Here is a 23,104-nt window from a genome sequence, read left to right on the forward strand (position 1 = left end):
CTCGGCCCATCGAAGTTAGCCGACTTCAGCGGCCTTCAGCCCGGAGAGAACAGCGACCTGATCATGTGAAGTTCTGCCGCATGAGTCATGGCCTCCAGGTCATCAAGACTCATTGAATGGCCGCACCCTGCACATTGCTCGCCCACCAGATCCTCAATCCCGAACAGGCCGCTGGTAGTGCCATCTTTGGGATCAAAAGGGTTGCCGTTGCAGGCGATGCACCGGAAATCCTCGAAATACTGCTCGTCCAGTCTCATTGTCTGACAATCCTGAAAATTCGACCGCATGAAACAACATCTTTATCTTACTTGCTAGCCAGACCCGACGGCAGACATGCCGTTGAGTCTTTTTGACGCACATGTGTTCTGTCATGCCCTTCTTTACCAAGGAGCAAGTATGCAATCTGCATCCCCCCGGAAAGGTACCTGATCAGCGACCGGTGACCTTTAGTTCGATGCAACGAAGGATGACAGTTTGTAAGATCATCCAGCCTACAAAAAGCCATGTACCGGTTTCGTGACTGACGGGCAACTCATATATGACGGTGGCGCCGAGCATGAACCCGCCTAGCGTAAGGATCGCGGATAAAATAAGCCCCACTTTTAAAGCTCCATGTCTGATTGCAGCGTGTTTTTAGTATAAGCATTTTCATGCTCCCTTTTCCCTGGGAAATCCTGCCGAAAAAAACACCGCTGGCTGATGACTCAGCAGTGATGCGATCCGTTTGGGGATGCCCTGATGCGGTTGAACGAGACTGAGCAGTCCAGTCACGACTTTTACAAAATTCTGAGCGGAAAAAGGGTGGAACCTGTAAGTAAAAAGATCCGGGCCAAGTGCCCTGCTTTTCGTATCTGACGAGTACCCGCCTATGCTATTGTGCCGCCCCCAAACAGGCATGGATGTACTGAAGAATGAACTCATGGAAAGCTGTGGTGATGGCTCTGGCAACCTTGATCGTCGCTAAGGTAGAAGCGGCTGAATACGTCTACATGAGTTCGTACGCGACGGTTTTGGGGAGTGAAATATCGTCCAAAAAAATTGCTGACTTGTTCACACCAGCTCGAGAAGATGCCCTCGCTTTCATTGGATCAGATGGCGATATCCGTGGCGCGCGCTTTGAGCAGGCCGTCCAGCGCTACCGCTCGACTGCTAGCCAACCCCAGATGTCAGACCTTCAACTGGCCCAAGCTATTGCTGCAAGGGACTGACCGGCTCACCGGTGGGCTTTTCGTATCTGCCCTACCCCCGTCATTCCAGGTACTGATTAACTGCGCGCTCAATGAATATTGACGTTAGGTCTATCTCCCGCAGCACTCAGGAAAACCAGGCCCCTCTGAAGAAGGTCTGAGTAAATAGAGCAACTAAAATAGGCCAGGAGCTGATCTTAATATTTGAGGACATCATTGCGCAGCAAGGTGTCTTCGAGAAAAATTGAAATCCATGTATCCATAACGCCGAAGACGTCCATTCCTGTTTCTGGTTCCATGGGTTGTTCATGCCACCAAATAATCCCGTTACTATCAGTCAGATTATTCAGATCTATAGCAAGGTAATCTCCGCCCCCATTTGATAGTATCGTTAACCATTTTGCCGCAAAGTCTGTGCTCTCTTCGTCAATCAGTTCAGAGATGAATGTACAATCGGAAATTTTTTGTGGCCCCATAGAGCGCGCTGGGTAGAAGGTAAATCCATTGTGAACTCCTTTATAAAACTCCGACAGTCTAGTGCCAAAAGCAGAGGGAGTATCAGAGTCGGCTAGAGGCTCACCCCCTATGTAGTAATAAAGACCATTGGCGTCATGAAATATATATAATAATTCAGTTGGCGACCCCGCTAAAATAGCGGTGCCAAGCAAGCACCTATCCAGTAGCGATGTTAGCCAAGGTAACTCAGCACTGAATGCCCGCCAAGCAAGAGGAAATGAAGGCGTTTCAGAAAAGGCAATCCCAAAATTCTGCCATTCACCAGGAATCTCGAGGTCTGGTGGCAGTTGAGCAAGCGAGAAATAAACATCTCTTTCTGCAAAAGCAGCCTTCGTGGCTCCAATGATTTCAATGGCATTTATCATGCGATACCCCTTTCTGACCTGGACATTTTACTGACACTTGAATTCTTCATTCGCAGCAAACAGATTTGAACCGCAACTGATTTTGCACCTGCCTTATACCCTATAACTTCGCTCACCATTAGAATGAGAAAGAGTCGGGAATATCGGCAAACAGCCGCTCAGCCAAATTTTGCTCGCCAGACTCAATTACAACTGCCCAAACGCATCAGTGTATTCACGCTCGCAGCTCTCTGATGCAATCACACTCAGTGCCCTTTTAACAACTTGGCGCATAGCAACTCCCACACTTTAATGAGCGCCCATGCTAACAGCCTCGACGTTACTAACTAAACAACCAGCGCCACGCCAACCCGATACTCTCAGTGCGCGCGCAGCGGCCTGCAATCTCGCCGGAACGTAAATACCGATTACCCGAAAGCTTGTCACAGGGCAGCCAATACGGCGGGCGGAGGTTCGCCCTCTGACATGCAGCACCGATGCGGATAAGTACACACCGAGAAACCGGGCCCTGTGTCAACCATTCACTAGCGCAGAATGAAATTGATCATTTCGCGCCGTAGTTCTTGCACAGGTCTTTGGCGACATAAGCTCCCATCGGGGAGTGAATCAAGTTTTCAGCGGTGTTGCTCACTTTAGATTTATAGGCAGGGTCGGATTTGATTTTTCTCACTTCCGTCTTTGTCGCCTCGTCAATGGTGGGATCCGATGCCATCGCGTTCTCGACATCGCTCTTCATACCAGGGTTCGCGTTATTGCAGACCTGCTCCATCGCAACCAAGACTACAAGGCCCTGCTGCTTTTCATCCTCCGAGCTCGCCAAAGTGCTGCCGGTATAGCCCAGTATGCCCAGACAAAGCGACAAGACAGACATCCTGATCGGCGACATTACTAACTCCCTACTAATAGAAAAATTCGCCAGCGCGCTGCCAGCCATAGCGACCCGCACTTTATATCACCACCCGAATCCACCCGTCAGTCTTGTCCTCATTTACTCTTAGGGGCTGGCGGCGGAGATGAAGCTTTAATGCTGCTAATCACAGTAATCCTGGGCAGCTGAGTCAGTGCGCAGCAGGCTGTACTGATGCAGGCTCAAGAACTCACCGTCTTTAAGCTCGACGTCCCGCAGAGTTCCGTCCAGATGAAACCCGAGCTTGCGAAGCAAGGCGCAGCTCGCTGCGTTGGCGGGCTCGACATCAGCGTGGATTCGATGAACACCCAAAGCATTGAACGCATAGCGAAACACAGAAGGCAGAGCCTCGGTCAATAGCCCTTGGCGCCAGTAGGCAGGCATGAGCCAATACCCAAGCTCTGCGCGGCGATGCTCATGGCTCCAGTCATTGAAACCGCAGGCACCTATTATTGAGTCGTTTTTAAACTCCGCGATAGCCCACCAAGCCCCCGTTTGTTCGGCAACTATTTCCTCAAACCAGCGCATTTGCACCTCGGTCGCCTCAAGGCTGGAGTACGAAACTCCATAGTGAGCGATGACTTGAGGATCGGACAAGCCAGCATAGACCGCTGGCAAATCTGCCGGCCGGACAGGCCTCAATCTCACCCTTTGAAGCGCGAACTCTGGAAGATTCTCAGACAATTGTGGTTCTCACTTTTTGAGTGCCGAGATCATGCCAGTGTTTGGGACATTACTTCAACGAGGCACCGACGTGGTCTCAGCAACCGATTCAAGAGGTTCGGTGCTGACAATTGAAGAGCAGGAAGGATGAGCATCGAGAAGGCTCGAAAATCTCGCAGACATGAAAAAGCCCAACTCGTGAAAGCTGGGCTTTTTCATTGAATTAAATGGTCGGGACGGAGTGATTCGAACACTCGACCCCTTGCACCCCATGCAAGTGCGCTACCGGGCTGCGCTACGCCCCGACTAGGCGTGTATCAGTTTCCCATGCTGCGAAAACTTCGAGGAATATAACCTAAGCTTTTGAATTATGGAAGTATCCGGGCGATTTCTACTTGCCCAATACCACCAGAACGTCTTCCAGCTCGACGATCATCTGCCGGAGCAGTTTCTTGTAATCCTGAGTCTCATCCTTGGGTTCGCCAGCGGTCATACGCAGCCGCGCACCACCAATGGTGAAGCCTTGCTCATAGAGCAAGCCGCGGATCTGCCGGATCATCAGCACGTCTTCGCGCTGATAATACCGGCGGTTGCCGCGTCGTTTGACGGGGTTGAGCTGAGGAAATTCCTGTTCCCAATAGCGCAAAACGTGCGGTTTCACCGCGCAGAGCTCGCTGACCTCACCGATGGTGAAGTAGCGTTTGCCTGGTATCGGCGGTAACTCGTCGTTATGACTTGGTTCCAGCATAAGCCTCAACTCGGGCCTTCAACTTCTGCCCTGGACGGAACGTGACAACACGGCGAGCCGTGATAGGAATTTCTTCCCCGGTCTTCGGGTTTCTACCAGGCCGCTGGCGTTTATCTCGCAGGTCAAAATTGCCGAAACCGGACAATTTGACCTGTTCATTATCTTCCAGAGCGTGCCTGATTTCCTCGAAGAACAGCTCGACCAATTCCTTGGCTTCTCGTTTATTCAGGCCCAGCTCTTCGTACAGACGTTCGGCCATCTCAGCTTTCGTCAGAGCCCCCATACGCTACTTCCTTAACGTGGCGTTTAACCTTTCCTCGAGTGAGGTGAGGATTTTATGCGTTGCCGCATTGACCTCATCGTCGTTAAGAGTGCGCGATGGATGCTGCCAGGTCAAGCCAACTGCAAGGCTTTTTCTATGCGGATCAATGCCTTTACCCTGATAAACATCAAATAGCCTTAGGTCTGTGAGCCATTCGCCTGCATTTTCTCGAATAACGTCAAGAACTGCAGTGGCTGCAACGCCTTCATCAGCCAGTAGCGCCAGGTCACGTCTTACTTCAGGAAAGCGCGACAACTCCTGGAATTTCGGCATTTTACCCAGTGCAACTTCAGCCAGAATCAGCTCGAAAACGAATACCGGACGATCCAGTCCCAGGGTTTTCGACAACTCAGGGTGAATGGCACCCACATAGCCAACTTCGCGACCATCACGTTCGATGCGCGCTGTCTGGCCCGGGTGCAGTGCTGGATGTTTACCAGACACGAATTTGAAAGCGTCTAGCGCACCGGCGAAGCCTAGAACGGCTTCAACATCAGCCTTGACGTCGAAGAAGTCGATCACATCACGGCCCTGTGCCCAGCCTTCCGGCAAACGGCTGCCACAGACCACGCCGGCCAGCATCGGCTCTTGTTTCAGACCGTCCAGCTGACCGACGAAGCGCAGGCCGCTTTCGAACAGACGTACACGATCCTGCTGACGATTGAGGTTGTGCTGCAAAGACTTGACCAGGCCAGGCCACAACGAGGCGCGCATGGCGGCCATGTCGTTGGAGATCGGATTTGCCAGCAGCAACGGCTCAGCGCCAGGGCTGAATAGCTCAAATTGCTTGGGATCGATGAAGCTGTAGGTGATCGCTTCCTGATAGCCGCGAGCGACCAACAGGCGACGCAGCTCGGGCAGATCGCTACGGGCTTCAGCCTTGGCTTGCGGTGCCAGACGCGCCTGCGGGTAACGAACCGGCAGACGGTTGTAGCCGTATAGGCGAGCCAGTTCTTCGATCAGGTCGACTTCAAGGCTGATATCGAAGCGATGACTCGGCACTTCTACGCGCCACTGCCCTGCCGCTGCAGCTGAAACGGTCAAGCCCAGGCCAGTCAACAAGCCTTCGATTTCGACCGGGTCCATTTTCAGGCCCAGCATCTGCTCGATACGCTCGGCGCGCAAAGTGACCGGCGCGATTGACGGCAGATCTTTCTCGCTGACAGCTTCAATCACGGGGCCAGCTTCGCCACCAGTGATTTCCAGCAGCAGGCCAGTAGCTCGCTCCATGGCCTTGCGTGCCAACTGCCAGTCAACACCGCGCTCGTAGCGGTGCGAAGCGTCAGTGTGCAGGCCATACGAACGGGCCTTGCCCGCGACGGCGATCTGGTCGAAGAACGCGCTTTCGAGGAATACGTCACGAGTCGTGCTGGATACACCGCTGTGTTCCCCGCCCATCACGCCGGCGATGGCCAGAGCGCGCTGGTGGTCAGCGATAACCAGAGTGTCGGCTCGCAGGCTGACTTCCTGGCCGTCCAGCAGAACGAGCTTCTCGCCCTCTTCTGCCATACGGACACGAATGCCACCGTTGATTTCAGCCAGATCGAACGCGTGCAATGGTTGACCCAGTTCGATCATCACGTAATTGGTGATGTCGACCACGGCATCAATGCTGCGAATGTCGGACCGACGCAGACGCTCAACCATCCACAACGGGGTTGGACGCGACAGGTCGACATTGCGAATCACACGGCCGAGATAACGCGGGCAAGCGCTGGTCGCCAACACGTCAACCGGACGCACTTCATCGTGCGTCACGGGAACAGCGGCAACGGCCGGCACAGCCACAGGGATGGCATAGAGCGCGCCGACTTCACGAGCAAGACCGGCCAACGACAGGCAGTCGCCACGGTTTGGCGTCAGGTCCACTTCGATGCTGGCATCATCCAGCTCAAGGTAAACACGGAAGTCTTCACCCACCGGCGCATCGGCTGGCAGCTCCATCAAACCGTCATTGCCCTCGCCCACTTGCAGCTCGGACTGGGAGCAGAGCATGCCGTTGGATTCAACGCCACGCAGCTTGGCTTTCTTGATTTTGAAATCGCCCGGCAACTCGGCACCGATCATGGCGAATGGAATTTTCAGACCCGGGCGCACGTTTGGAGCGCCGCAGACGACCTGAAAGGTTTCCGAACCGTTGCTGACCTGGCATACGCGCAGTTTGTCGGCATCGGGGTGTTGCTCGGTGCTCAGTACTTCGCCGACGATCACGCCGCTGAATACACCAGCGGCCGGGGTGACGCTATCAACTTCAAGACCGGCCATCGACAAGCGGGCAACTAGCTCGTCGCGGGATACTTGCGGGCTTACCCAGCCGCGCAACCATTGTTCACTGAATTTCATCCTGCTCTCCAAAAAAATGCGTTACGGGCGACTCCGGTGCTCTACGACAGCGGCCATTGGCGGGCTGCCGCGAAGCGCCTCAGCGAAATTGCGCGAGGAACCGCAAGTCGTTGTCGAAGAACAGACGCAAGTCGTTGACGCCGTAACGCAGCATGGCCAGACGCTCCACGCCCATGCCGAAGGCAAAGCCCGAGAACTCTTCAGGGTCGATGCCGGACATGCGCAGCACGTTCGGGTGAACCATGCCGCAGCCCATGACTTCAAGCCAGCCAGTCTGTTTGCAGACACGGCAGCCTTTACCGCTGCACATCACGCACTCCATGTCGACTTCGGCGGACGGCTCGGTGAACGGGAAGTAAGACGGGCGGAAACGCACGGCCAGTTCTTTTTCGAAGAACACCCGCAGGAACTCTTCGATTGTGCCTTTGAGGTCGGCGAAGTTGATGTCGCGATCAACCAGCAGGCCTTCGACCTGATGGAACATCGGCGAGTGGGTAATATCGGAGTCGCTGCGGTACACACGGCCTGGGCAGACAATGCGGATCGGCGGACGCTGCGATTCCATGGTGCGGACCTGTACCGGTGAGGTATGGGTGCGCAACAGCATGTTCGCATTGAAATAGAAGGTGTCATGCATCGACCGGGCCGGGTGATGGCCTGGGATGTTGAGCGCTTCGAAGTTGTGGTAATCGTCTTCCACCTCAGGGCCTTCGGCGATGCCGTAGCCAATGTGGGTGAAGAATTGTTCGATGCGTTCCAGAGTACGGGTAACGGGGTGCAGACCGCCTGAGGTCTGGCCGCGGCCAGGCAGGGTCACGTCAATGGACTCGGCGGCGAGTTTAGCGGCAAGATCCGCTTCCTCGAACTGCGCCTTGCGGGCATTGAGAACCTCTGTGACACGCTCCTTGGCTACGTTGATCAGGGCGCCGACTTGCGGACGCTCTTCTGCAGGCAAATTCCCCAGGGTCTTCATCACCTGAGTCAACTCACCTTTCTTGCCAAGGTATTGAACCCGGATTTGCTCCAGGGCATTGATATCTTCAGCGCTCTGCACAGCCTCAAGAGCTTGCGAGACCAGCGCGTCCAGGTTTTCCATGTACAGACTCCAGATACGAAATAGGGGAAGAGCTTTTAGGCTCTTCCCCTATTTATGACGTTTAACACCGAGCCTCAGAAACTGAGGCCCGGTGATTGTCGGGGACTTAGGCCAAGGTGGCTTTAGCTTTCTCGACAATCGCAGCAAACGCCGCTTTTTCGTTCACTGCCAGATCAGCCAGAACCTTACGGTCGATCTCGATGGACGCTTTTTTCAGGCCGGCGATGAAACGGCTGTAGGACAGACCGTTGATACGAGCACCAGCGTTGATACGAGCGATCCACAGAGCGCGGAACTGACGTTTTTTCTGACGACGGTCACGGTAGGCGTATTGGCCTGCCTTGATTACCGCTTGCTTGGCAACACGGAATACGCGTGAACGCGCGCCGTAGTAGCCTTTAGCAAGTTTCAGAATTTTTTTGTGACGCTTACGGGCAATGACGCCACGCTTTACACGAGCCATGAGTTACTTCCTATATTCTTGATCAAAATTAACGAAGGCGCAGCATGCGCTCGACTTTTGCCACGTCAGACGGATGCAGCAAGCTGCTACCGCGCAGTTGACGCTTACGCTTGGTCGACATTTTGGTCAGAATGTGGCTCTTGAAAGCGTGTTTGTGCTTGATGCCGTTAGCAGTTTTCAAAAACCGCTTAGCTGCACCACTTTTAGTCTTCATCTTTGGCATGTTCGGATACTCCGCATTCAGTTGATAAACATAACCGCAAGGCCTGCCGTGCCCTGGTGGTTATTTCTTCTTTTTCGGGGCGATGACCATAATCAGCTGGCGTCCTTCCATCTTAGGATGCTGCTCAACGGAACCGTATTCGAGAAGGTCACCTTCAACCCGCTTCAACAGTTCCATGCCCAGCTCCTGGTGGGCCATCTCACGACCGCGGAATCTTAACGATACCTTGGCCCTGTCCCCGTCACTCAGGAAACGTACCAGGTTGCGTAGTTTTACCTGGTAATCCCCTTCCTCCGTCCCTGGACGAAACTTGATTTCTTTAACCTGGATCTGTTTCTGATTTTTCTTGGCAGCGGCAACCTGCTTCTTCTTTTCGAAGATCGATTTGCCGTAGTCCATCAGCTTACAGACAGGGGGTACTGCATCGGCGGAAATTTCCACCAGATCCAGCTTGGCCTCTTCAGCCTTAAGCAGCGCGTCTTCAATTGACACAATCCCAAGCTGCTCGCCTTCAGCTCCAATTAACCGAACCTCGCGTGCCGAGATATTCTCGTTGATCGGGGCTTTCGGTGCAGCTCGTTTATCTTGTCTCATTTCACGCTTAATAGTAATTACTCCGAATCTTGGCGACCACGCCGGGAAACCGCTTGTGCGAGGAATTCAGCGAACTGGGCGACCGGCATCGAGCCGAGGTCTGCACCTTCGCGTGTACGCACAGCGACAGTTTGCATTTCAACTTCCCGATCTCCAATCACGAGGAGATAAGGGACCTTGAGCAAAGTATGCTCACGGATTTTAAAGCCGATCTTTTCATTTCTCAAGTCGGACTTGGCACGAAAACCGCTTTCAGCGAGAGTTTTTTCCACTTCAAGGGCAAAATCTGCCTGTTTATCAGTGATATTCATGATCACTGCCTGAGTGGGCGCCAGCCAGGCCGGGAATGCACCTTCGTAGTGCTCGATCAAAATCCCGATGAAACGCTCGAAAGAACCGAGAATCGCCCGGTGCAACATGACCGGATGTTTACGGCTGTTGTCTTCGGAGACATATTCGGCGCTCAAACGGATCGGCAAGTTAAAGTCGAGCTGCAGGGTACCACACTGCCAGACACGACCGAGGCAGTCTTTTAACGAGAACTCGATCTTCGGACCGTAGAACGCGCCCTCGCCCGGCTGCAGATCATAAGGCAGACCCGCGCTATCGAGCGCCGATGCCAGCGCGCTTTCAGCGCGATCCCACAGCTCATCGGAACCCACACGCTTTTCAGGACGAGTCGACAGCTTCAGCTCGATGTCCTTGAAGCCGAAGTCGGCATAGACATCCAGGGTCAGCTTGATGAACGCCGCGGATTCCGCCTGCATCTGATCTTCAGTACAGAAGATGTGCGCGTCATCCTGAGTGAAACCACGAACGCGCATGATCCCGTGCAACGCACCGGACGGCTCGTTACGGTGGCAAGCACCAAACTCGGCCAGACGCATCGGCAGCTCACGGTAGCTTTTCAGGCCCTGATTGAACACCTGCACGTGGCATGGGCAGTTCATCGGCTTGATTGCGTAGTCGCGGCTCTCGGACTCGGTGGTGAACATGTTATCGGCGTAGTTCGCCCAGTGACCTGACTTCTCCCACAGGGAGCGATCAACCACCTGCGGCGTCTTGATCTCCAGATAACCATTCTCGCGCTGCACTTTGCGCATGTACTGCTCAAGCACCTGATACAGAGTCCAGCCCTGGGGATGCCAGAACACCATGCCCGGCGCTTCTTCCTGGGTGTGGAACAAGCCAAGACGCTTGCCGATTTTACGGTGATCGCGCTTTTCAGCCTCTTCGATGCGCTGGATATAAGCAGCCAGTTGCTTCTTGTCGGCCCAAGCGGTGCCATAGACCCGTTGCAGCTGCTCGTTTTTGGCATCGCCGCGCCAGTAAGCACCGGACAGCTTGGTCAGCTTGAAGGACTTGAGGAAGCGAGTGTTCGGCACGTGCGGGCCGCGGCACATGTCGACGTATTCTTCGTGGTAGTACAGACCCATGGTCTGCTGCTCTGGCATGTCTTCAACCAGACGCAGCTTGTAATCTTCGTGACGCGCAGTGAACACGTCGATCACTTCGGCGCGCGGAGTGACCTTCTTGATGACGTCGTAATCTTTTTCGATCAGCTGCTGCATGCGCTGCTCGATCGCCGCCATGTCGTCAGGCGTGAACGGGCGCTCATAAGCGATATCGTAATAAAAGCCGTCATCGATGACTGGCCCGATGACCATCTTTGCAGTTGGATACAGCTGCTTGACCGCATGACCTACCAGATGGGCGCACGAGTGGCGGATGATCTCCAGCCCTTCCTGATCCTTGGGGGTAATGATCTGCAGGGTGGCGTCTTTCTCGATCAGATCGCTGGCGTCGACCAGCTGACCGTCGACTTTACCGGCAACGGTGGCCTTGGCCAGACCTGCACCAATGGAAAGCGCGACCTCGGCTACGGAAACCGGATGATCGAATGAGCGTTGACTGCCGTCGGGAAGAGTAATGGTGGGCATGGCGCCTCCTCTCCTAGTGGTGACCCCTACCAAAGGTCACGTGGGTTGGGATGAGCCAGTACGTGATCCGGTGGTATGCCTGCCTCACAGTGGCAGGAGCCTCGCGGCCAACCTTGAACCGAACCAGATGACTGGTTTGAAATAAAAACTGCACAACGACGGCGAAAAGAACACCAGCCAGACGCAGACAGATATAAAGGACGCGCATCCTATCACAGCTCAACCCATTCACATGCACGCAGGATCAATCAATTGCAGCATCCGCGTTCGCCTCGTAATTTTCAAACTGAACTGGCGTCCACACTCATCGTCAGATAGCTGTGCAACCTGCAGCAAATACGTTGAACCCTATAAAGGAAAACGCCATGAAGCTTATACGTTTACTCGCCCTGCTCGCCCCAATCGCCCTGGCAATGCCACTCAGCGCTCAAGCAGCGATGAGCGCTCCAACCAAAGCCAAGTTCATCCAGGATTGCGTGGCCACTGCGGGACAAAAGCTTGATGCAGCCTCTGCGAAATCCCATTGCGAGTGTGGCGCTGAGCAAGTGAGCAAAAACTTCAGCAGCGCGGAAATTGAAAAAATGAGTAATGCCAATCCGCCACCAACCCCTGAACAAACTAAAAAAATGAGTGATCTGGTCGCCAAAAACTGCACTCAGCCAAAAAAATAATTCATCTACATGACTTCACGAAGTAAGGCGGGGCATGTTTTCAGGATGACTGATAGCGAACTCTGAAGGCCTTGAAATACGCGCCTTTCAGCCCCGTCTACTTACGACTCAATGTGACTTTGAGCGCCAGAAACAGGGTGACTTAGAGAAGTTATTCCGGGTTTACCTACGGTTAATGCTCAAAGTTCTTACTGAAAAAGTTCTACATTCCCACATTTCGACTATGATAGGCCGGTGTGCCCAGTTGGCCTGAGCAACACGTACACTGAAAAAATTATGTTCTTGGAGATTCACCATGTCTAATCGCCAAACCGGCACCGTAAAATGGTTCAACGACGAAAAAGGCTTCGGCTTTATCACCCCACAGGGTGGCGGTGACGACCTGTTCGTACACTTCAAAGCTATCGAAAGCGACGGTTTCAAAAGCCTGAAAGAAGGCCAGACCGTTTCGTTCGTGGCTGAGAAAGGCCAAAAGGGCATGCAAGCTGCTCAGGTTCGCGCGGAGTAATCCAGGCGATCTAAAAAAACCCCGTCACTGACGGGGTTTTTTTATGGGTACAGGAAAGGCTCGGCTCAGCCGCAGTTGACCCGCACGACCTTGCCATTGGCATCGGTGTTGAGATTGACGCGATTGGAGCGGTATTCCAGGGTGACCATATCGTTGGCACCAATGAACCGGGCATCTTGCGCCCCTGCTTTGGCTCGGGCCTGGGCGAGCAACGCAGCTGATGCTTGCTGACCTACGGCGAACTGAGCACCTGCGGCGTCGCAGCGCCCACTGGCAACCGGAGCATTCGGTTCTTGAGCTGTTGACTCAGACGTACTGCTGCACCCTGCCAGCAACGACAACGCAACAGCAAACCCGACTGAAGAGATTTTCCACGGCATACAGACTCCTTGACCGATAAACATAAGCTGAATCCTTGCGACAGCGCCGCAACCCATTCGTTGCAACACATGGCCAGTTCCAGGCCATCAGTACAGACCGCTGCGCAGTCTGCCCGAGCTTGAAGCGCCACGTCTCAGCAAATCGTCACAAAACATGAGTACGTATGCACCGGGTTCTGACTCGTCACTGAATTACCGCCGTAGGTTGCAGTGTCAAACAGCGGCTGAAATGCTTTACTGGAACTGGCGTTCGGCCGCCCAGGCCGCACTCTGTAAAGGATCTCCCTTTCAGACGACGAGACGAGGCAGCAATGGCAGTCGTATCCATCGATGCAGACATCAAGGCGAAATGGCACCAGGGACATTCATCACACAGCCCTGGCAACCCGGAAGAGCTGGCGATCATTGCTGTGGACTTGCTGGTAAAGGAGTTGGGCACAGAGGGCGCGCTGGCATTCATCACGCAAGTACTTGCTCGTTACCCGAACGAGACCGGCAAGGCGTAACAAGCGCCTGCCGGTTTCTCAGAGAGGCTTTATTTAAGGCGTGACAGGCGACTGGTCAGCAGATCGAAGAAGCCCTGCGCGTCGCCACTTTCGACCCAGAAGACGTTCTTGTCCAGGCCGAGCGTGTCGTACCAGTCGGCAACGGTCTGCCCAAAACCTATGCCTTCACGGCTATCGACAGCCACGTTGATCTGCCTGCCGCTGAACAACTCAGGCTTGAGCAACCAGGCGATGACACTGGCGTCATGCACCGGCCCGCCGGGCAGACCATAGTGAGTCATGTCCAGCTTCACGTACTCATTGAGAATACTGCCGACCAGTTTGCCCGCCTGATTATTCAATGCGGCGATCTGCGCAAGACGCTGCTCGCTGGTGAGTATTTTGTGAGTGACGTCCAGCGGCAGGTAGGTCAGTTTGACGCCGCTGGCCAGAACCACTTGAGCAGCATGAGGGTCGGCGAACAGGTTGAACTCGGCAACCGGCGTGATATTCCCGCCATTGAAGTGCGCTCCGCCCATCACGACGACTTCCTTGATGCCCTGAGTGATTTCCGGATCCTGTACCAGTGCCAGAGCCAGGTTGGTTTGCGGCCCCAGCATGGCGATGGTGATGCTGTGCGGTTTGGCCTTGCGCAAGGTGTCAATCAGGTACTGCACCGCATTACCCTGGGCAAGCCCCTGCTTGGGTTCATGCACGGGCACCCCGGGCAAACCTTCCTGACCGTGGACATTCTCCGCATAGATCGGCGTACGCACCAAAGGCTTCGACGCACCGGCGTATACCGGCACTTCTTCGCGCCCCGCCCACTCGCGGGCCAGTCGTGCATTGCGAGAGGTTTTGTCCAGACGCACATTGCCCGCCACGGTCGTGATCCCCAGAACGTTCAACTCCTCGGGGGATGCCAGTGCAAGCAGCAACGCCACCACGTCATCGGCCCCCGGATCGGTATCGATGATCAAGTCGCGTTTTCCTGCGGCCTGGGCCACGCTTGCACTGAGAATGGACAAAAGCAGCACGCTCCGGAATAACTGTTTGATGATTGGCAATGCTTGCATAGCGAACTCCCTGTTCAGATTAAATGACTTTACGGACAATCAGAAAACCACACCGGCGACCAGCGCAATGTTGCTGTATGGCTCGCACTCACCGGTACGCACGATGGCTTTGGCACTTTTGCTCAGGGCCTTGAGCGCCTCATGACTGAGCAGCCGCTGCTCACCCAGATCTCCATCCAGATTCAGCCCTTCGATAACGCTCAGGGCGGGAGGCTTCTTGAACATGATTTCTTCGGCCAGCACATGGCTTTCGACCTGCATTTCACTCAGTACGGTATCCAGTGCACTGGCGAAGTCGACCATCCCACGGGTCAACGCCAGATCAATCAACTCCACGCCTGCCGGAATCGGCATGCCAGCGTCAACAATCATCACGATATCGCCGTGCCCCAGGGACGCGATGACGCGGGAAAGAGCGATATTCAGCAAGGGTGTTTTTTTCATGTAGGGTCAAACCTTAGTACTTCAGCACGATCAGGGATGGAAGGTTGCGCACCCGCTCGGGTTACCGACAACGCCGCAGCCTTTTGCGCGAAACGAATCGCCTCGGCTTCAGTGCGACCTTCAGCCAGCGCCGCGGCGAAACCGCCGACAAATGTATCACCCGCAGCCGTGCTGTCGACAGCAGTCACGCGCGGCGCAGGAAACTGCTCCATGCCCTGCCCCGATGCCAATAACGCGCCCTGCTCTCCCAGGGTAATGATCACCTTGCCTGCGCCCGCGTCCAGAAGGGACCGCGCTGCGCGCTCTGCAGACGACAGCGAGTCCACCGCAATACCGCTCAGAATCGCTGCCTCGGTTTCATTGGGGATCAGATAATCAATCAACGAATACCACTGATCGGGCAACGCAGCAGATGCCGGCGCAGGGTTGAGAATGACCGTCTTGCCCAGTTCACGCGCTCGACGCAACACATGAGCAACGGTGGGCAACGGCACCTCAAGCTGACAAATGACCACCTGTGCAGCACCGAGCAGCGCATCAAAACGGTCAGTGATATCCGGCGTCAGCTGGCCATTGCCCCCGGCAACAATAATGATCGCGTTCTGGCCATTGGCATCGACCACAATCGAAGCGATTCCGGTGGACACACCCACCACGGTAGTGAGCCCCTGACAATCGATCTGCTCGGCCAGTAAAGCGGCATGCAGTTGCTCACCATAGGCGTCATCCCCTACGCAACCAATCATTGCCACCCGCGCACCCAGCCGCGCCGCTGCGACCGCCTGATTGGCGCCTTTACCGCCGGATACCGTGGCAAACGAATCCCCACTCAAGGTTTCCCCCGGACCCGGCAGGCGTTGCGCTCGCGTAACCAGATCCATATTCAAACTGCCGACCACCACTACCTGGGCGTGCGACATCTCTGCATTGTTTTTCACGTTCATCGTTCTTACTCGAGGTAGTTTTTACTCAACGTCATTATGTGGCTGGCGGCGCCGTAGATTCACGCAACACAATGCTTGGGGACACGACACGCTGCTCGGTCACGCCGTCGAAGGGCCCGGTGATGCGCCGCAACAGCATCTGCGCGGCACTCTCGCCCAGTTCTACAATCGACTGACCCACGGTCGTCAGCGCAGGATAGACATAGCGGCTCATTTCGATGTCATCGAACCCCACCACTGACAAGTCTTTTGGCACGCGTAAATTACGCTCGGCCGCAGCGCGCAACACGCCAATCCCGATCATGTCATTACCCGCAAAAATGGCAGTTGGCGGGTTGTCCTCCAGCAGGCTGACAGCCGCCTGATAGCCTCCCGGACTGGTGTAATCGCTTTCGATCACCCAATGCGCCTCAACCTTGATGCCTGCTTCTGCCATGGCTCGCTCGTAACCACGCAGCCTTAGTCGCGCCACACTGGTTTGCGCCGGTCCATGAATGCAGGCGATGTGTCGATGCCCCAACCCCAGCAGATGATGGGTTGCCAGATAACCGCCCAGTTCATGATCTATACGCACCAGGTCGGCATCAATACCCTCCAGCTCCCTGTCGACCACTACCATCGGCGTGCGTACACCGGCGAGGCCACCATCCAGACCAGGATCGCCGCCCACCGAGGACACGATCAGCCCATCGACGCGCTTCTCCAACAGCACGCGCAGATAGCCCCGCTGTTTATCCGCATTGTCATCGCAATTACACAGAATCACGCAGAAACCGTTGCGCTCGCAGTAGTCTTCGATGCCTCGTGCCAACTCGGCAAAATAGGGGTTCACGCCATTGGGGATCAGCAGCCCGATAGTCGACGTGGTTTTGGCTTTAAGAGAACGCGCTACTGCACTGGGCACATAATCCAGTTGCTTGATGGCTGCTTCGACCTTGATCCTGACCTCATCGCTCACGGGCCTGGATTTGTTCAGGACATGAGAAACCGTGGTGTAGGAAATACCGGCCAATGCCGCTACATCTTTGATCGTTGCCATATCAGACCTGGCGCTTGGCGCGATGGCTGCGATAGGTGTCGAGCACTACTGCGATGACAATCACGGCGCCGGTAATAATCCGCTTGGTCGGCTCCGTGGCACCAATTTGCGCCAGCCCGGCTGCCAGCACGGAGATGATCAGGACACCGAAGAAGGTACTGATGATCGAACCGCGTCCGCCCATCAGGCTGGTACCGCCAATGACCACTGCGGCAATGACTTGCAGTTCCAGGCCCGAGCCCGCGTTGGGGTCAGCCGCCTCCAGGCGGGATATCTGGAACAGCGCAGCCACGCCCGCCAGCAGGCCCATCAACGAGAACACCAGAATCTTGTAAGGCTTGGGATTGATGCCCGCCAGCCGCACGGCCTCTTCATTGGTGCCAATGCCAATCAGGTAGCGCCCGAATACGGTACGGGTAAGCAACGCCTGAGCGACAATAATGACCAGCAAGGCAATCACAAAAGAAGGCGAGATGCCGAAGGCAAAAGGGTCCGATAACCAGGCGTACGAGTCGCCAATGTAGGCCGTGCGCGAGTCGGTCATCTGGTACGCGACACCCCGGGCCATTTCCAGCACGCCCAGCGACACGATGAATGATGGAATCCGCCAGGCAACAGTGATGGATCCGGTAATCGTCCCGGCGAGTGCGGCGCATGCCATGCCAAACAATGCAGCCGGGATAATGCTCCAGCCCCAGCCAAGAATGGCCACACTGACGGCTGAAGCCGCCAGTGCCAGCACCGAACCCACCGACAGGTCAATGCCGCCGATAATCAGCACAAAGGTCATGCCGACTGCCAACACCATCAAGTCAGGGATCTGGTTGGCGATGGTGCTGAAGGTGTTGTACGAAAGGAAGTGGTCACTGAGCAGCGAGAACAGCACGATCATCGCCAGCAGAGCGCCCGCCAGGCCCAGATAAGTCCCCAGGCCGAAATAGGTGCCGCTACGTTTGGCGGGTGAAGGCAAAGCCGGTGAAGGGGTGGAGGTTTTCATCAAGCAGTCCTCGGCGCGGCTTCACTGAGCAGCGCGTCGCGTTTTTGATAGCCGGCAAATGCGGCAGCGAGCAGTTCGTCCTGGGTCCAGCTGTCGCGCTCGAAGGTGTCGATCAGGCGTCCGGCAGACAGCACGCCGATGCGATCACAGATCAGCATCAGCTCGCGCAAATCACTGGAGACCACGACCAGCGCCCTGCCCTGACGGGTCAGCTCACCAAACAACCCGTAGATATCGAATTTGGCACCAACATCGATGCCCCGGGTTGGTTCATCGAACAGCATGATCGGACAGTCACGCTCCAGCCATCGACCAATCACCACCTTCTGCTGATTGCCACCGGAAAGCTCGGAAACCAACTGCGCCGGACCGGAACTGCGGATGTGCATGGCATCGATCTGCCGTTGCGCCAGGCTCGTCTCATCTTGAGCCTTGACCAGTCCGCCAGCCGAGACTGCATCCATGTTGCCCAGGGCGATATTGGCGCTGATGGACTGGGTCAGCAAAAGCCCCTCGCCCTTGCGGTCTTCAGTGATCAACGCGATACCCTGGCGAACGGCGTCGGCAGGTGAACGAATCGAAGCACTGCGCAGTGGACTACCCAACTCGATGGTGCCGCTGTCGGCCAGATCGGCACCGTAGATCAGGCGCATAAGCTCGGTACGACCCGCACCGATCAATCCGGAGATACCGAAGATTTCGCCTTTGCGAACCTGAAACGAGACATCCCGAACCTTGTCACCCCGACTCAGGCCTTTGATGCTCAGTGCGACTTCCCCAATCTGGCGCGCCCCCAGATCGATCTTGTCACCCAGTTCGCGACCGACCATCAACGTCACCAACTGCTCGCTGCTGTAATTGGCGATAGCGTCGACGCACACCAGCTTGCCATCGCGCAGCACAGCGATACGTTGCGCGACACGCTGCAATTCCTCAAGGCGGTGAGAGATGTAAATGATCGACACGCCGCGTGCCTGCAGGCGGGTGATCTGCTCGAACAACATCTCGACTTCCCGAGCCGTCAACATGGCGGTCGGCTCATCAAGAATCAGCACGCGACAGTCACCGATGAGATTGCGGGCGATCTCCACCATCTGCTGATGACCGATGCCCAGTTCACCGACCAATGTATCCGGGTCGATTGCATCCAGCCCTACTTGAGCCATGGCCTGCGTCGCATCTTCACGCAGACGCTTGCGGTTGATCCAGCCGGCACGTCGCGGCAGGTTGTCGAGAAACAGGTTTTCAGCAACGGACAGCGTGGGCAGCAGGTTGAGTTCCTGCATCACCATACGCACCCCCAGCTTTTCTGCCTGGGTTCGACTGGTCGGCTGATAGCTTTCGCCCTGGAACTGCATCTGCCCGGTGGTGGGCGCTTCCAGACCGCCGATTATTTTCGAAAGAGTACTTTTTCCTGCGCCATTTTCCCCCGTGAGGGCCAGCACTTCGCCGCGCATCAACGTCAGGTCGATATCGCCAAGTACGGGTTGCGCGTAGGTTTTGCCTATACCGCTGACAGAAAGCACAGCAGTTTGAGCTGAAACGGACATAAATCTCTCCGTGCACCTGCCCAGGACGGGCAGATGCAGTCATTCGACGAAGGAGTTACAGTTTGGATTGAGTGACCAGCGTGACCGGCGTTTCGATGACCCCATTCACTGTCTCGACTTTTTCGCCCTTGAGAATTTTCAAGGCCGCGTCGATACCGAACATGGCTTGCCTGGCGGCGAACTGATCAGCCGTCGCCAGCACTCGACCGTCTTTGATCATGGGCTGGATAGCCTTGATGTTGTCGTAGCCCACTACTTTGACCTGATCCTTTTTGCCTGCCGCTCGCACGGCAGAAACAGCGCCCAGCGCCATGCTGTCGTTACCGGCCAGCAGCGCTTTCAGGTTCGGGTGGGCATTGAGCATTTGCGAAGCAACGGCGTTGCCTTTGTCGATTTCCCAGTTACCAGACTGAACCGAGACAATCTTCATCTGTTTGGCTTCCATGGCATCCTTGAACCCAGCTGTGCGCTGCTGAGCGTTGGTGGTCGTGGAAACGCCTTCGATAATGCCTACTTCATCACCCGGATTCAGGTCGCGAGCCAGGTACTCACCCACCAGCCTGGCACCTTTACGATTATCGGGTCCCACAAAAGGCACACTGATGCCTTTGCTTTTCAGCACCTCAGGGTCCAGTTGATTGTCGATGTTCACGACCGTGATCCCGGCGTCCATCGCCTTCTTGATGACCGGCACCAACGCCTTGGAGTCTGCAGGGGCGATGACCAGTGCGTTGACCTTGGAAACGATCATCTGCTCGACAATGCGGATCTGGCTGGAGGTGTCTGATTCGTCCTTGATGCCGTTGGAGATCAGATCAAACTTGTCAGCGTTTTCTTTCTGGTAAGCCTTGGCACCGTCTTCCATGGTGCGGAAGAACTCGTTGGCAAGGGATTTCATCACCAGCGCGACTTTGGGCTTTTCCGCGGAGTCAGCGGATAAAGCAGGGAGGGAGGTTGTTGCGGCAACAGCAGCGAGCATAGCGACGGCAAGAACGCGTCCAGCAAATGGCAGCTTCATGGGTACACTCCGATCTTATGATTATTGTGTCGGGCAAAGTATCGCACCCCTGATCGACGATCATGGCGCAAACGTTTGCGAGAAACGAACTATGAGAAACGGCGCGACGATTGTCAACGCCTGGAACGGAGTGCTGCGCTAAATAATCGAGTAACGATTACACCGTAATGTCCATGCCACCACTTCTGTCGAGTTCTTTGAACAACGACGCGGACATCAACATGATTGATCCGGTCACCGCGGTTATCTGACTTTGAAAGCTGGACACCACCGAATTTTTGGCCGCGAGATTCGAATAGGCAGCGTTTTCTGCGGACTGCATCCTCGCCCTCAAGTCACGCAACTGCTCCTGCAATTCGGCCAGACGCTTGAGCAGCCGCTTGGAAGAGACACTCAGATGATCGGAAATGTCGCCGCTGATTTTTTTCTCTTCCGACGTCGTATCGAGCTTCTTCTCGTCTTCAGTAACAGCATCTGCGCTGGGGGTCGTTCCCGCACCGATACTGAACGCAGGCGCTGAAAAACCGACGGTGAAAATAGTCATGACTGTCATCCTGAATTAATGGAGTCCTGACCCAGCAATCGGCTACGCCGTTTTTTTCTTTAACGCTGAGTGCCAGACGGTGATGCCTACAGGTCCGTTCTGTTTTCCTACAGAGAAGTTGCGAAATAGCCCACAGTGAAATACTGTATGCCCGTACAGCAACCCAGGAACCTTTTCCGTGGCGAAATCCAGCGCAGCAACTCAGTCCCTACCCAGCTCCTACGAACGTTTGGGCGTAAGAGTACAAAAGATCATCAATTCACCTACGGCACAGAAAGCCAAGGCGGCCTTGATATTCCGTCTGCCAGATGAAATCGAAGACGAGTGGAATCAGTTGCTTGAAGAGATCGCTGAAAACGACAACGTAACCCTCGCCTATCGGGATGATGGCGGTATACACATTTTCTGGACAGTGCCGAAGGAAGACTGACGGCATGATGGTGCGAATCCTTACCCTGCTTTGTACAACCCTGCTCCTCACCGCTCCAATCAACGTTCACGCAGAAGCGCCACATACCTTCAGCCAGGCAAAAAAAATTGCCTGGGGCCTCTACTCCGCCCAGTCAACGGAGTTTTACTGCGGCTGTAAATACAGTGGCAACAAGGTTGATATCGCCGGTTGCGGCTATGTCCCACGCAAGAACGCCACGCGCGCCAAGCGCATTGAATGGGAGCACATCGTTCCGGCATGGCAAATCGGTCATTTGCGTCAATGCTGGCAGAACGGCGGACGCAAAAACTGTACGAAGAATGACAAGATTTTCCAGCAAGCCGAAGCCGACCTGCACAACCTTGTGCCCAGCATTGGCGAGGTCAACGGCGATCGAAACAATTTTAGCTTTGGCTGGCTTCCGGCCCAAACGGGCCAGTACGGATCGTGCCTGACTCAGGTTGATTTCAAGGCCAAAAAGGTCATGCCACGGCCTTCCATTCGCGGCATGATTGCGCGCACGTATTTCTATATGAGCAAGCAGTACAACTTGCGTCTGTCGCGTCAGGACCAGCAGCTTTATCAGGCCTGGAACAAGACGTATCCCGTGGAAAGCTGGGAGCGCCAGCGTAATCAGAAGATTGCCTGTGTGATGGGACGAGCCAACGAGTTCGTAGGCCCGGTAGATCTGAAAAGCTGCGAAAAAACCGTCTCAAGAGCCCGTTAGCGGCCTACCTGAATCGGGCAACCTGAAGGACAGGTTGCCCGGTTAGCAATGCTCTCCTCTGCCTGAGGCGCAGTCCCTCTCGACTCCATAAAGCACATCGCCACTCATCGGAGTTTTGTACAACTATGTTCAATTCGGTGTAAATCTCCGTATCTCTTTTCGGGACAAAACATCAGAAAAGCGATAGCTGGAGCAGCAGTACGATTCAAGGCCGCTTGAAGTCTTTTGCAAGCCTGTATCGATCTCTAAATGATTGGGTAGCACGTCGGACACAATCCCGGCTCAAGCTCTCAGGTACCCAGGAAGTACACATTTTCAGAGACGCATCCCTAGACAACACAGGCAGGGGCAATGATGAAAGATCAGACGGATTTTGAAATTCATTACCAGTTTCGCGGTGAACCTCGACACTTTTGCCATCAGGCATTACAGCTATGCGAAAGCGACGCGCTGCACATTGCCACACTGCACGCGGGGGTTTGGCAGGTAGGCGACAATGTTGCGACAGGGCCTATTCGAGTCGCGCTCAAGCAGGCAGAGGGACGGGGCGTAACCCAGGTGCATTGGAAAAAGACACCCAGGAACGAGAAACTCTAAACGAACCCATTTTGAGACGGTCCCAATTACCAAGCAGCGCTCATCAACCAGCAACGCGAGGTAAGCATGACAATCGATAAAGACCTTGAAAAAGAAGTCCTCACCCGACTCCTGAAAGCCCACCCGGCAGGTTTGGGTAAAGAAGTACTCGACAACTATAGGGGGGAGAACGCAGTCGCGGACACCCTGGAGTACTTGCAACAAGGCGGCCTGATTCACCACGGCAGCGTCGATTCACCAGGCGAGCCGGGGCGTTCGCTCAATTACCCGATCAAGCTTAGTTCGGCAGGTGTAGTTGCTGCCAAAGCCTTTGAAGTCCAGGGCTAG

The 23,104-nt window shown here is 55.1% G+C and carries 29 protein-coding genes and 1 tRNA gene; 8 read left to right on the forward strand and 22 right to left on the reverse strand.

Annotated elements, in window-relative coordinates; all coding sequences use genetic code 11:
- Positions 1-35: 35 nt before the first annotated feature.
- Positions 36-257 (reverse strand): hypothetical protein, encoded by a 222-nt coding sequence (locus KDX30_RS01790; protein WP_027898694.1) that lies wholly within the window; start codon positions 255-257, stop codon positions 36-38.
- Positions 258-911: 654 nt separating this feature from the next.
- Between KDX30_RS01790 and KDX30_RS01795 the strand changes: the two genes are divergently transcribed.
- Positions 912-1,208: a DUF2388 domain-containing protein gene (locus KDX30_RS01795; protein ID WP_027898693.1), complete on the forward strand. Its 297-nt coding sequence runs from the start codon at positions 912-914 to the stop codon at positions 1,206-1,208.
- Between the two features lie 176 nt (positions 1,209-1,384).
- Here KDX30_RS01795 and KDX30_RS01800 read toward each other — a convergent pair whose 3' ends face one another.
- The 12 genes from KDX30_RS01800 to thrS form a co-directional block, all read right to left on the reverse strand.
- Positions 1,385-2,068, reverse strand: coding sequence for an SMI1/KNR4 family protein (locus KDX30_RS01800; protein WP_231674803.1), 684 nt, complete (start codon positions 2,066-2,068; stop codon positions 1,385-1,387).
- A gap of 544 nt (positions 2,069-2,612) precedes the next feature.
- Positions 2,613-3,002: a hypothetical protein gene (locus KDX30_RS01805; protein ID WP_231674804.1), complete on the reverse strand. Its 390-nt coding sequence runs from the start codon at positions 3,000-3,002 to the stop codon at positions 2,613-2,615.
- A 96-nt stretch (positions 3,003-3,098) separates the two neighbouring features.
- The gene (locus tag KDX30_RS01810; RefSeq protein WP_319946077.1) at positions 3,099-3,623 is read right to left on the reverse strand and encodes a GNAT family N-acetyltransferase; all 525 of its coding nucleotides are present in this window, start codon (positions 3,621-3,623) and stop codon (positions 3,099-3,101) included.
- 243 nt (positions 3,624-3,866) lie between these two features.
- Positions 3,867-3,943: transfer RNA gene (locus tag KDX30_RS01815), tRNA-Pro, on the reverse strand.
- An 86-nt stretch (positions 3,944-4,029) separates the two neighbouring features.
- Positions 4,030-4,386, reverse strand: coding sequence for a MerR family transcriptional regulator (locus KDX30_RS01820; RefSeq protein ID WP_027898690.1), 357 nt, complete (start codon positions 4,384-4,386; stop codon positions 4,030-4,032).
- Complete coding sequence (ihfA, locus tag KDX30_RS01825) at positions 4,367-4,669, reverse strand: integration host factor subunit alpha (RefSeq protein WP_002553164.1); 303 nt, start codon at positions 4,667-4,669, stop codon at positions 4,367-4,369. Before ihfA ends, KDX30_RS01820 begins: the two co-directional genes overlap by 20 nt.
- Positions 4,670-4,672: 3 nt before the next feature.
- Complete coding sequence (gene pheT, locus KDX30_RS01830; RefSeq protein ID WP_231674806.1) at positions 4,673-7,051, reverse strand: phenylalanine--tRNA ligase subunit beta; 2,379 nt, start codon at positions 7,049-7,051, stop codon at positions 4,673-4,675.
- A 79-nt stretch (positions 7,052-7,130) separates the two neighbouring features.
- On the reverse strand, positions 7,131-8,147 hold the full coding sequence (pheS, locus tag KDX30_RS01835; RefSeq protein ID WP_027898688.1) for a phenylalanine--tRNA ligase subunit alpha: 1,017 nt from the start codon (positions 8,145-8,147) through the stop codon (positions 7,131-7,133).
- A gap of 106 nt (positions 8,148-8,253) precedes the next feature.
- A complete protein-coding gene (rplT, locus tag KDX30_RS01840) occupies positions 8,254-8,610 on the reverse strand; it encodes a 50S ribosomal protein L20 (protein ID WP_007905879.1) in 357 nt (118 codons plus the stop codon).
- A 28-nt stretch (positions 8,611-8,638) separates the two neighbouring features.
- Positions 8,639-8,833 carry a 50S ribosomal protein L35 gene (gene rpmI, locus KDX30_RS01845; protein WP_002553160.1) on the reverse strand — a complete coding sequence of 65 codons (195 nt, stop codon included), beginning with the start codon at positions 8,831-8,833 and terminating at the stop codon, positions 8,639-8,641.
- A 60-nt stretch (positions 8,834-8,893) separates the two neighbouring features.
- Positions 8,894-9,445 (reverse strand): translation initiation factor IF-3, encoded by a 552-nt coding sequence (infC, locus tag KDX30_RS01850; RefSeq protein ID WP_176469887.1) that lies wholly within the window; start codon positions 9,443-9,445, stop codon positions 8,894-8,896.
- A complete protein-coding gene (gene thrS / locus KDX30_RS01855) occupies positions 9,445-11,367 on the reverse strand; it encodes a threonine--tRNA ligase (protein WP_027898686.1) in 1,923 nt (640 codons plus the stop codon). Before thrS ends, infC begins: the two co-directional genes overlap by 1 nt.
- 365 nt (positions 11,368-11,732) lie before the next feature.
- Between thrS and KDX30_RS01860 the strand changes: the two genes are divergently transcribed.
- Together KDX30_RS01860 and KDX30_RS01865 are read left to right on the forward strand one after the other, a co-directional pair.
- The gene (locus KDX30_RS01860) at positions 11,733-12,038 is read left to right on the forward strand and encodes a hypothetical protein (RefSeq protein WP_027898685.1); all 306 of its coding nucleotides are present in this window, start codon (positions 11,733-11,735) and stop codon (positions 12,036-12,038) included.
- A 295-nt stretch (positions 12,039-12,333) separates the two neighbouring features.
- On the forward strand, positions 12,334-12,546 hold the full coding sequence (locus tag KDX30_RS01865; RefSeq protein WP_007905882.1) for a cold-shock protein: 213 nt from the start codon (positions 12,334-12,336) through the stop codon (positions 12,544-12,546).
- A gap of 65 nt (positions 12,547-12,611) precedes the next feature.
- Here KDX30_RS01865 and KDX30_RS01870 read toward each other — a convergent pair whose 3' ends face one another.
- On the reverse strand, positions 12,612-12,926 hold the full coding sequence (locus KDX30_RS01870; RefSeq protein WP_027898684.1) for an I78 family peptidase inhibitor: 315 nt from the start codon (positions 12,924-12,926) through the stop codon (positions 12,612-12,614).
- Between the two features lie 311 nt (positions 12,927-13,237).
- On the opposite strand from KDX30_RS01870, the gene KDX30_RS01875 reads away from it, so the two are divergent.
- A complete protein-coding gene (locus KDX30_RS01875; protein ID WP_027898683.1) occupies positions 13,238-13,432 on the forward strand; it encodes a hypothetical protein in 195 nt (64 codons plus the stop codon).
- A 29-nt stretch (positions 13,433-13,461) separates the two neighbouring features.
- On the opposite strand, the gene KDX30_RS01880 is transcribed toward KDX30_RS01875, so the two are convergent.
- The 8 genes from KDX30_RS01880 to KDX30_RS01915 form a co-directional block, all read right to left on the reverse strand.
- Positions 13,462-14,487: a nucleoside hydrolase gene (locus KDX30_RS01880; RefSeq protein WP_231674807.1), complete on the reverse strand. Its 1,026-nt coding sequence runs from the start codon at positions 14,485-14,487 to the stop codon at positions 13,462-13,464.
- Positions 14,488-14,526: 39 nt separating this feature from the next.
- Positions 14,527-14,931: a D-ribose pyranase gene (gene rbsD, locus KDX30_RS01885; protein WP_027898681.1), complete on the reverse strand. Its 405-nt coding sequence runs from the start codon at positions 14,929-14,931 to the stop codon at positions 14,527-14,529.
- Positions 14,928-15,875, reverse strand: coding sequence for a ribokinase (gene rbsK / locus KDX30_RS01890; RefSeq protein ID WP_231674808.1), 948 nt, complete (start codon positions 15,873-15,875; stop codon positions 14,928-14,930). Before rbsK ends, rbsD begins: the two co-directional genes overlap by 4 nt.
- A gap of 34 nt (positions 15,876-15,909) precedes the next feature.
- Positions 15,910-16,914: a LacI family DNA-binding transcriptional regulator gene (locus KDX30_RS01895; RefSeq protein WP_099268695.1), complete on the reverse strand. Its 1,005-nt coding sequence runs from the start codon at positions 16,912-16,914 to the stop codon at positions 15,910-15,912.
- A gap of 1 nt (position 16,915) precedes the next feature.
- Positions 16,916-17,911 carry an ABC transporter permease gene (locus KDX30_RS01900; RefSeq protein WP_027898678.1) on the reverse strand — a complete coding sequence of 332 codons (996 nt, stop codon included), beginning with the start codon at positions 17,909-17,911 and terminating at the stop codon, positions 16,916-16,918.
- Positions 17,911-19,461, reverse strand: coding sequence for a sugar ABC transporter ATP-binding protein (locus tag KDX30_RS01905; protein WP_231674809.1), 1,551 nt, complete (start codon positions 19,459-19,461; stop codon positions 17,911-17,913). The genes KDX30_RS01900 and KDX30_RS01905 overlap by 1 nt, the downstream gene beginning before the upstream one ends.
- Positions 19,462-19,516: 55 nt before the next feature.
- Positions 19,517-20,479 carry a sugar ABC transporter substrate-binding protein gene (locus KDX30_RS01910; RefSeq protein ID WP_027898676.1) on the reverse strand — a complete coding sequence of 321 codons (963 nt, stop codon included), beginning with the start codon at positions 20,477-20,479 and terminating at the stop codon, positions 19,517-19,519.
- 157 nt (positions 20,480-20,636) lie between these two features.
- A complete protein-coding gene (locus KDX30_RS01915; protein ID WP_231674810.1) occupies positions 20,637-21,023 on the reverse strand; it encodes a hypothetical protein in 387 nt (128 codons plus the stop codon).
- 178 nt (positions 21,024-21,201) lie between these two features.
- On the opposite strand from KDX30_RS01915, the gene KDX30_RS01920 reads away from it, so the two are divergent.
- The 4 genes from KDX30_RS01920 (at position 21,202) to KDX30_RS01935 (ending at position 23,104) form a co-directional block, all read left to right on the forward strand.
- Positions 21,202-21,453, forward strand: coding sequence for a DUF1654 domain-containing protein (locus tag KDX30_RS01920; RefSeq protein ID WP_027898675.1), 252 nt, complete (start codon positions 21,202-21,204; stop codon positions 21,451-21,453).
- Positions 21,454-21,457: 4 nt separating this feature from the next.
- Positions 21,458-22,180, forward strand: a complete 723-nt coding sequence (locus tag KDX30_RS01925; protein ID WP_231674811.1) for an endonuclease — start codon at positions 21,458-21,460, stop codon at positions 22,178-22,180.
- 354 nt (positions 22,181-22,534) lie between these two features.
- Positions 22,535-22,777 carry a DUF6555 family protein gene (locus KDX30_RS01930; protein WP_099268946.1) on the forward strand — a complete coding sequence of 81 codons (243 nt, stop codon included), beginning with the start codon at positions 22,535-22,537 and terminating at the stop codon, positions 22,775-22,777.
- A gap of 66 nt (positions 22,778-22,843) precedes the next feature.
- The gene (locus KDX30_RS01935) at positions 22,844-23,104 is read left to right on the forward strand and encodes a hypothetical protein (RefSeq protein WP_122395546.1); all 261 of its coding nucleotides are present in this window, start codon (positions 22,844-22,846) and stop codon (positions 23,102-23,104) included.

Origin of the sequence: Pseudomonas quasicaspiana (assembly GCF_021147825.1) — a bacterium.
Classification (GTDB): Bacteria; Pseudomonadota; Gammaproteobacteria; order Pseudomonadales; family Pseudomonadaceae; genus Aquipseudomonas; species Aquipseudomonas quasicaspiana.

Excerpts from the sequence above, each read along its gene's own strand:
- rbsK (WP_231674808.1), bottom strand. The coding sequence starts at position 15,875 with ATGAACGTGAAAAACAATGCAGAGATGTCGCACGCCCAGGTAGTGGTG.
- thrS (WP_027898686.1), bottom strand. The coding sequence starts at position 11,367 with ATGCCCACCATTACTCTTCCCGACGGCAGTCAACGCTCATTCGATCAT.
- KDX30_RS01915 (WP_231674810.1), bottom strand. The coding sequence starts at position 21,023 with ATGACTATTTTCACCGTCGGTTTTTCAGCGCCTGCGTTCAGTATCGGT.
- ihfA (WP_002553164.1), bottom strand. The coding sequence starts at position 4,669 with ATGGGGGCTCTGACGAAAGCTGAGATGGCCGAACGTCTGTACGAAGAG.
- pheS (WP_027898688.1), bottom strand. The coding sequence starts at position 8,147 with ATGGAAAACCTGGACGCGCTGGTCTCGCAAGCTCTTGAGGCTGTGCAG.
- KDX30_RS01870 (WP_027898684.1), bottom strand. The coding sequence starts at position 12,926 with ATGCCGTGGAAAATCTCTTCAGTCGGGTTTGCTGTTGCGTTGTCGTTG.
- rpmI (WP_002553160.1), bottom strand. The coding sequence starts at position 8,833 with ATGCCAAAGATGAAGACTAAAAGTGGTGCAGCTAAGCGGTTTTTGAAA.
- KDX30_RS01895 (WP_099268695.1), bottom strand. The coding sequence starts at position 16,914 with ATGGCAACGATCAAAGATGTAGCGGCATTGGCCGGTATTTCCTACACC.
- KDX30_RS01800 (WP_231674803.1), bottom strand. The coding sequence starts at position 2,068 with ATGATAAATGCCATTGAAATCATTGGAGCCACGAAGGCTGCTTTTGCA.
- KDX30_RS01860 (WP_027898685.1), top strand. The coding sequence starts at position 11,733 with ATGAAGCTTATACGTTTACTCGCCCTGCTCGCCCCAATCGCCCTGGCA.
- KDX30_RS01865 (WP_007905882.1), top strand. The coding sequence starts at position 12,334 with ATGTCTAATCGCCAAACCGGCACCGTAAAATGGTTCAACGACGAAAAA.
- rplT (WP_007905879.1), bottom strand. The coding sequence starts at position 8,610 with ATGGCTCGTGTAAAGCGTGGCGTCATTGCCCGTAAGCGTCACAAAAAA.
- KDX30_RS01875 (WP_027898683.1), top strand. The coding sequence starts at position 13,238 with ATGGCAGTCGTATCCATCGATGCAGACATCAAGGCGAAATGGCACCAG.
- KDX30_RS01805 (WP_231674804.1), bottom strand. The coding sequence starts at position 3,002 with ATGGCTGGCAGCGCGCTGGCGAATTTTTCTATTAGTAGGGAGTTAGTA.
- KDX30_RS01900 (WP_027898678.1), bottom strand. The coding sequence starts at position 17,911 with ATGAAAACCTCCACCCCTTCACCGGCTTTGCCTTCACCCGCCAAACGT.
- KDX30_RS01795 (WP_027898693.1), top strand. The coding sequence starts at position 912 with ATGAACTCATGGAAAGCTGTGGTGATGGCTCTGGCAACCTTGATCGTC.
- KDX30_RS01935 (WP_122395546.1), top strand. The coding sequence starts at position 22,844 with ATGACAATCGATAAAGACCTTGAAAAAGAAGTCCTCACCCGACTCCTG.
- KDX30_RS01880 (WP_231674807.1), bottom strand. The coding sequence starts at position 14,487 with ATGCAAGCATTGCCAATCATCAAACAGTTATTCCGGAGCGTGCTGCTT.
- KDX30_RS01790 (WP_027898694.1), bottom strand. The coding sequence starts at position 257 with ATGAGACTGGACGAGCAGTATTTCGAGGATTTCCGGTGCATCGCCTGC.
- rbsD (WP_027898681.1), bottom strand. The coding sequence starts at position 14,931 with ATGAAAAAAACACCCTTGCTGAATATCGCTCTTTCCCGCGTCATCGCG.
- KDX30_RS01930 (WP_099268946.1), top strand. The coding sequence starts at position 22,535 with ATGAAAGATCAGACGGATTTTGAAATTCATTACCAGTTTCGCGGTGAA.
- KDX30_RS01925 (WP_231674811.1), top strand. The coding sequence starts at position 21,458 with ATGATGGTGCGAATCCTTACCCTGCTTTGTACAACCCTGCTCCTCACC.
- KDX30_RS01910 (WP_027898676.1), bottom strand. The coding sequence starts at position 20,479 with ATGAAGCTGCCATTTGCTGGACGCGTTCTTGCCGTCGCTATGCTCGCT.
- KDX30_RS01820 (WP_027898690.1), bottom strand. The coding sequence starts at position 4,386 with ATGCTGGAACCAAGTCATAACGACGAGTTACCGCCGATACCAGGCAAA.
- KDX30_RS01905 (WP_231674809.1), bottom strand. The coding sequence starts at position 19,461 with ATGTCCGTTTCAGCTCAAACTGCTGTGCTTTCTGTCAGCGGTATAGGC.
- pheT (WP_231674806.1), bottom strand. The coding sequence starts at position 7,051 with ATGAAATTCAGTGAACAATGGTTGCGCGGCTGGGTAAGCCCGCAAGTA.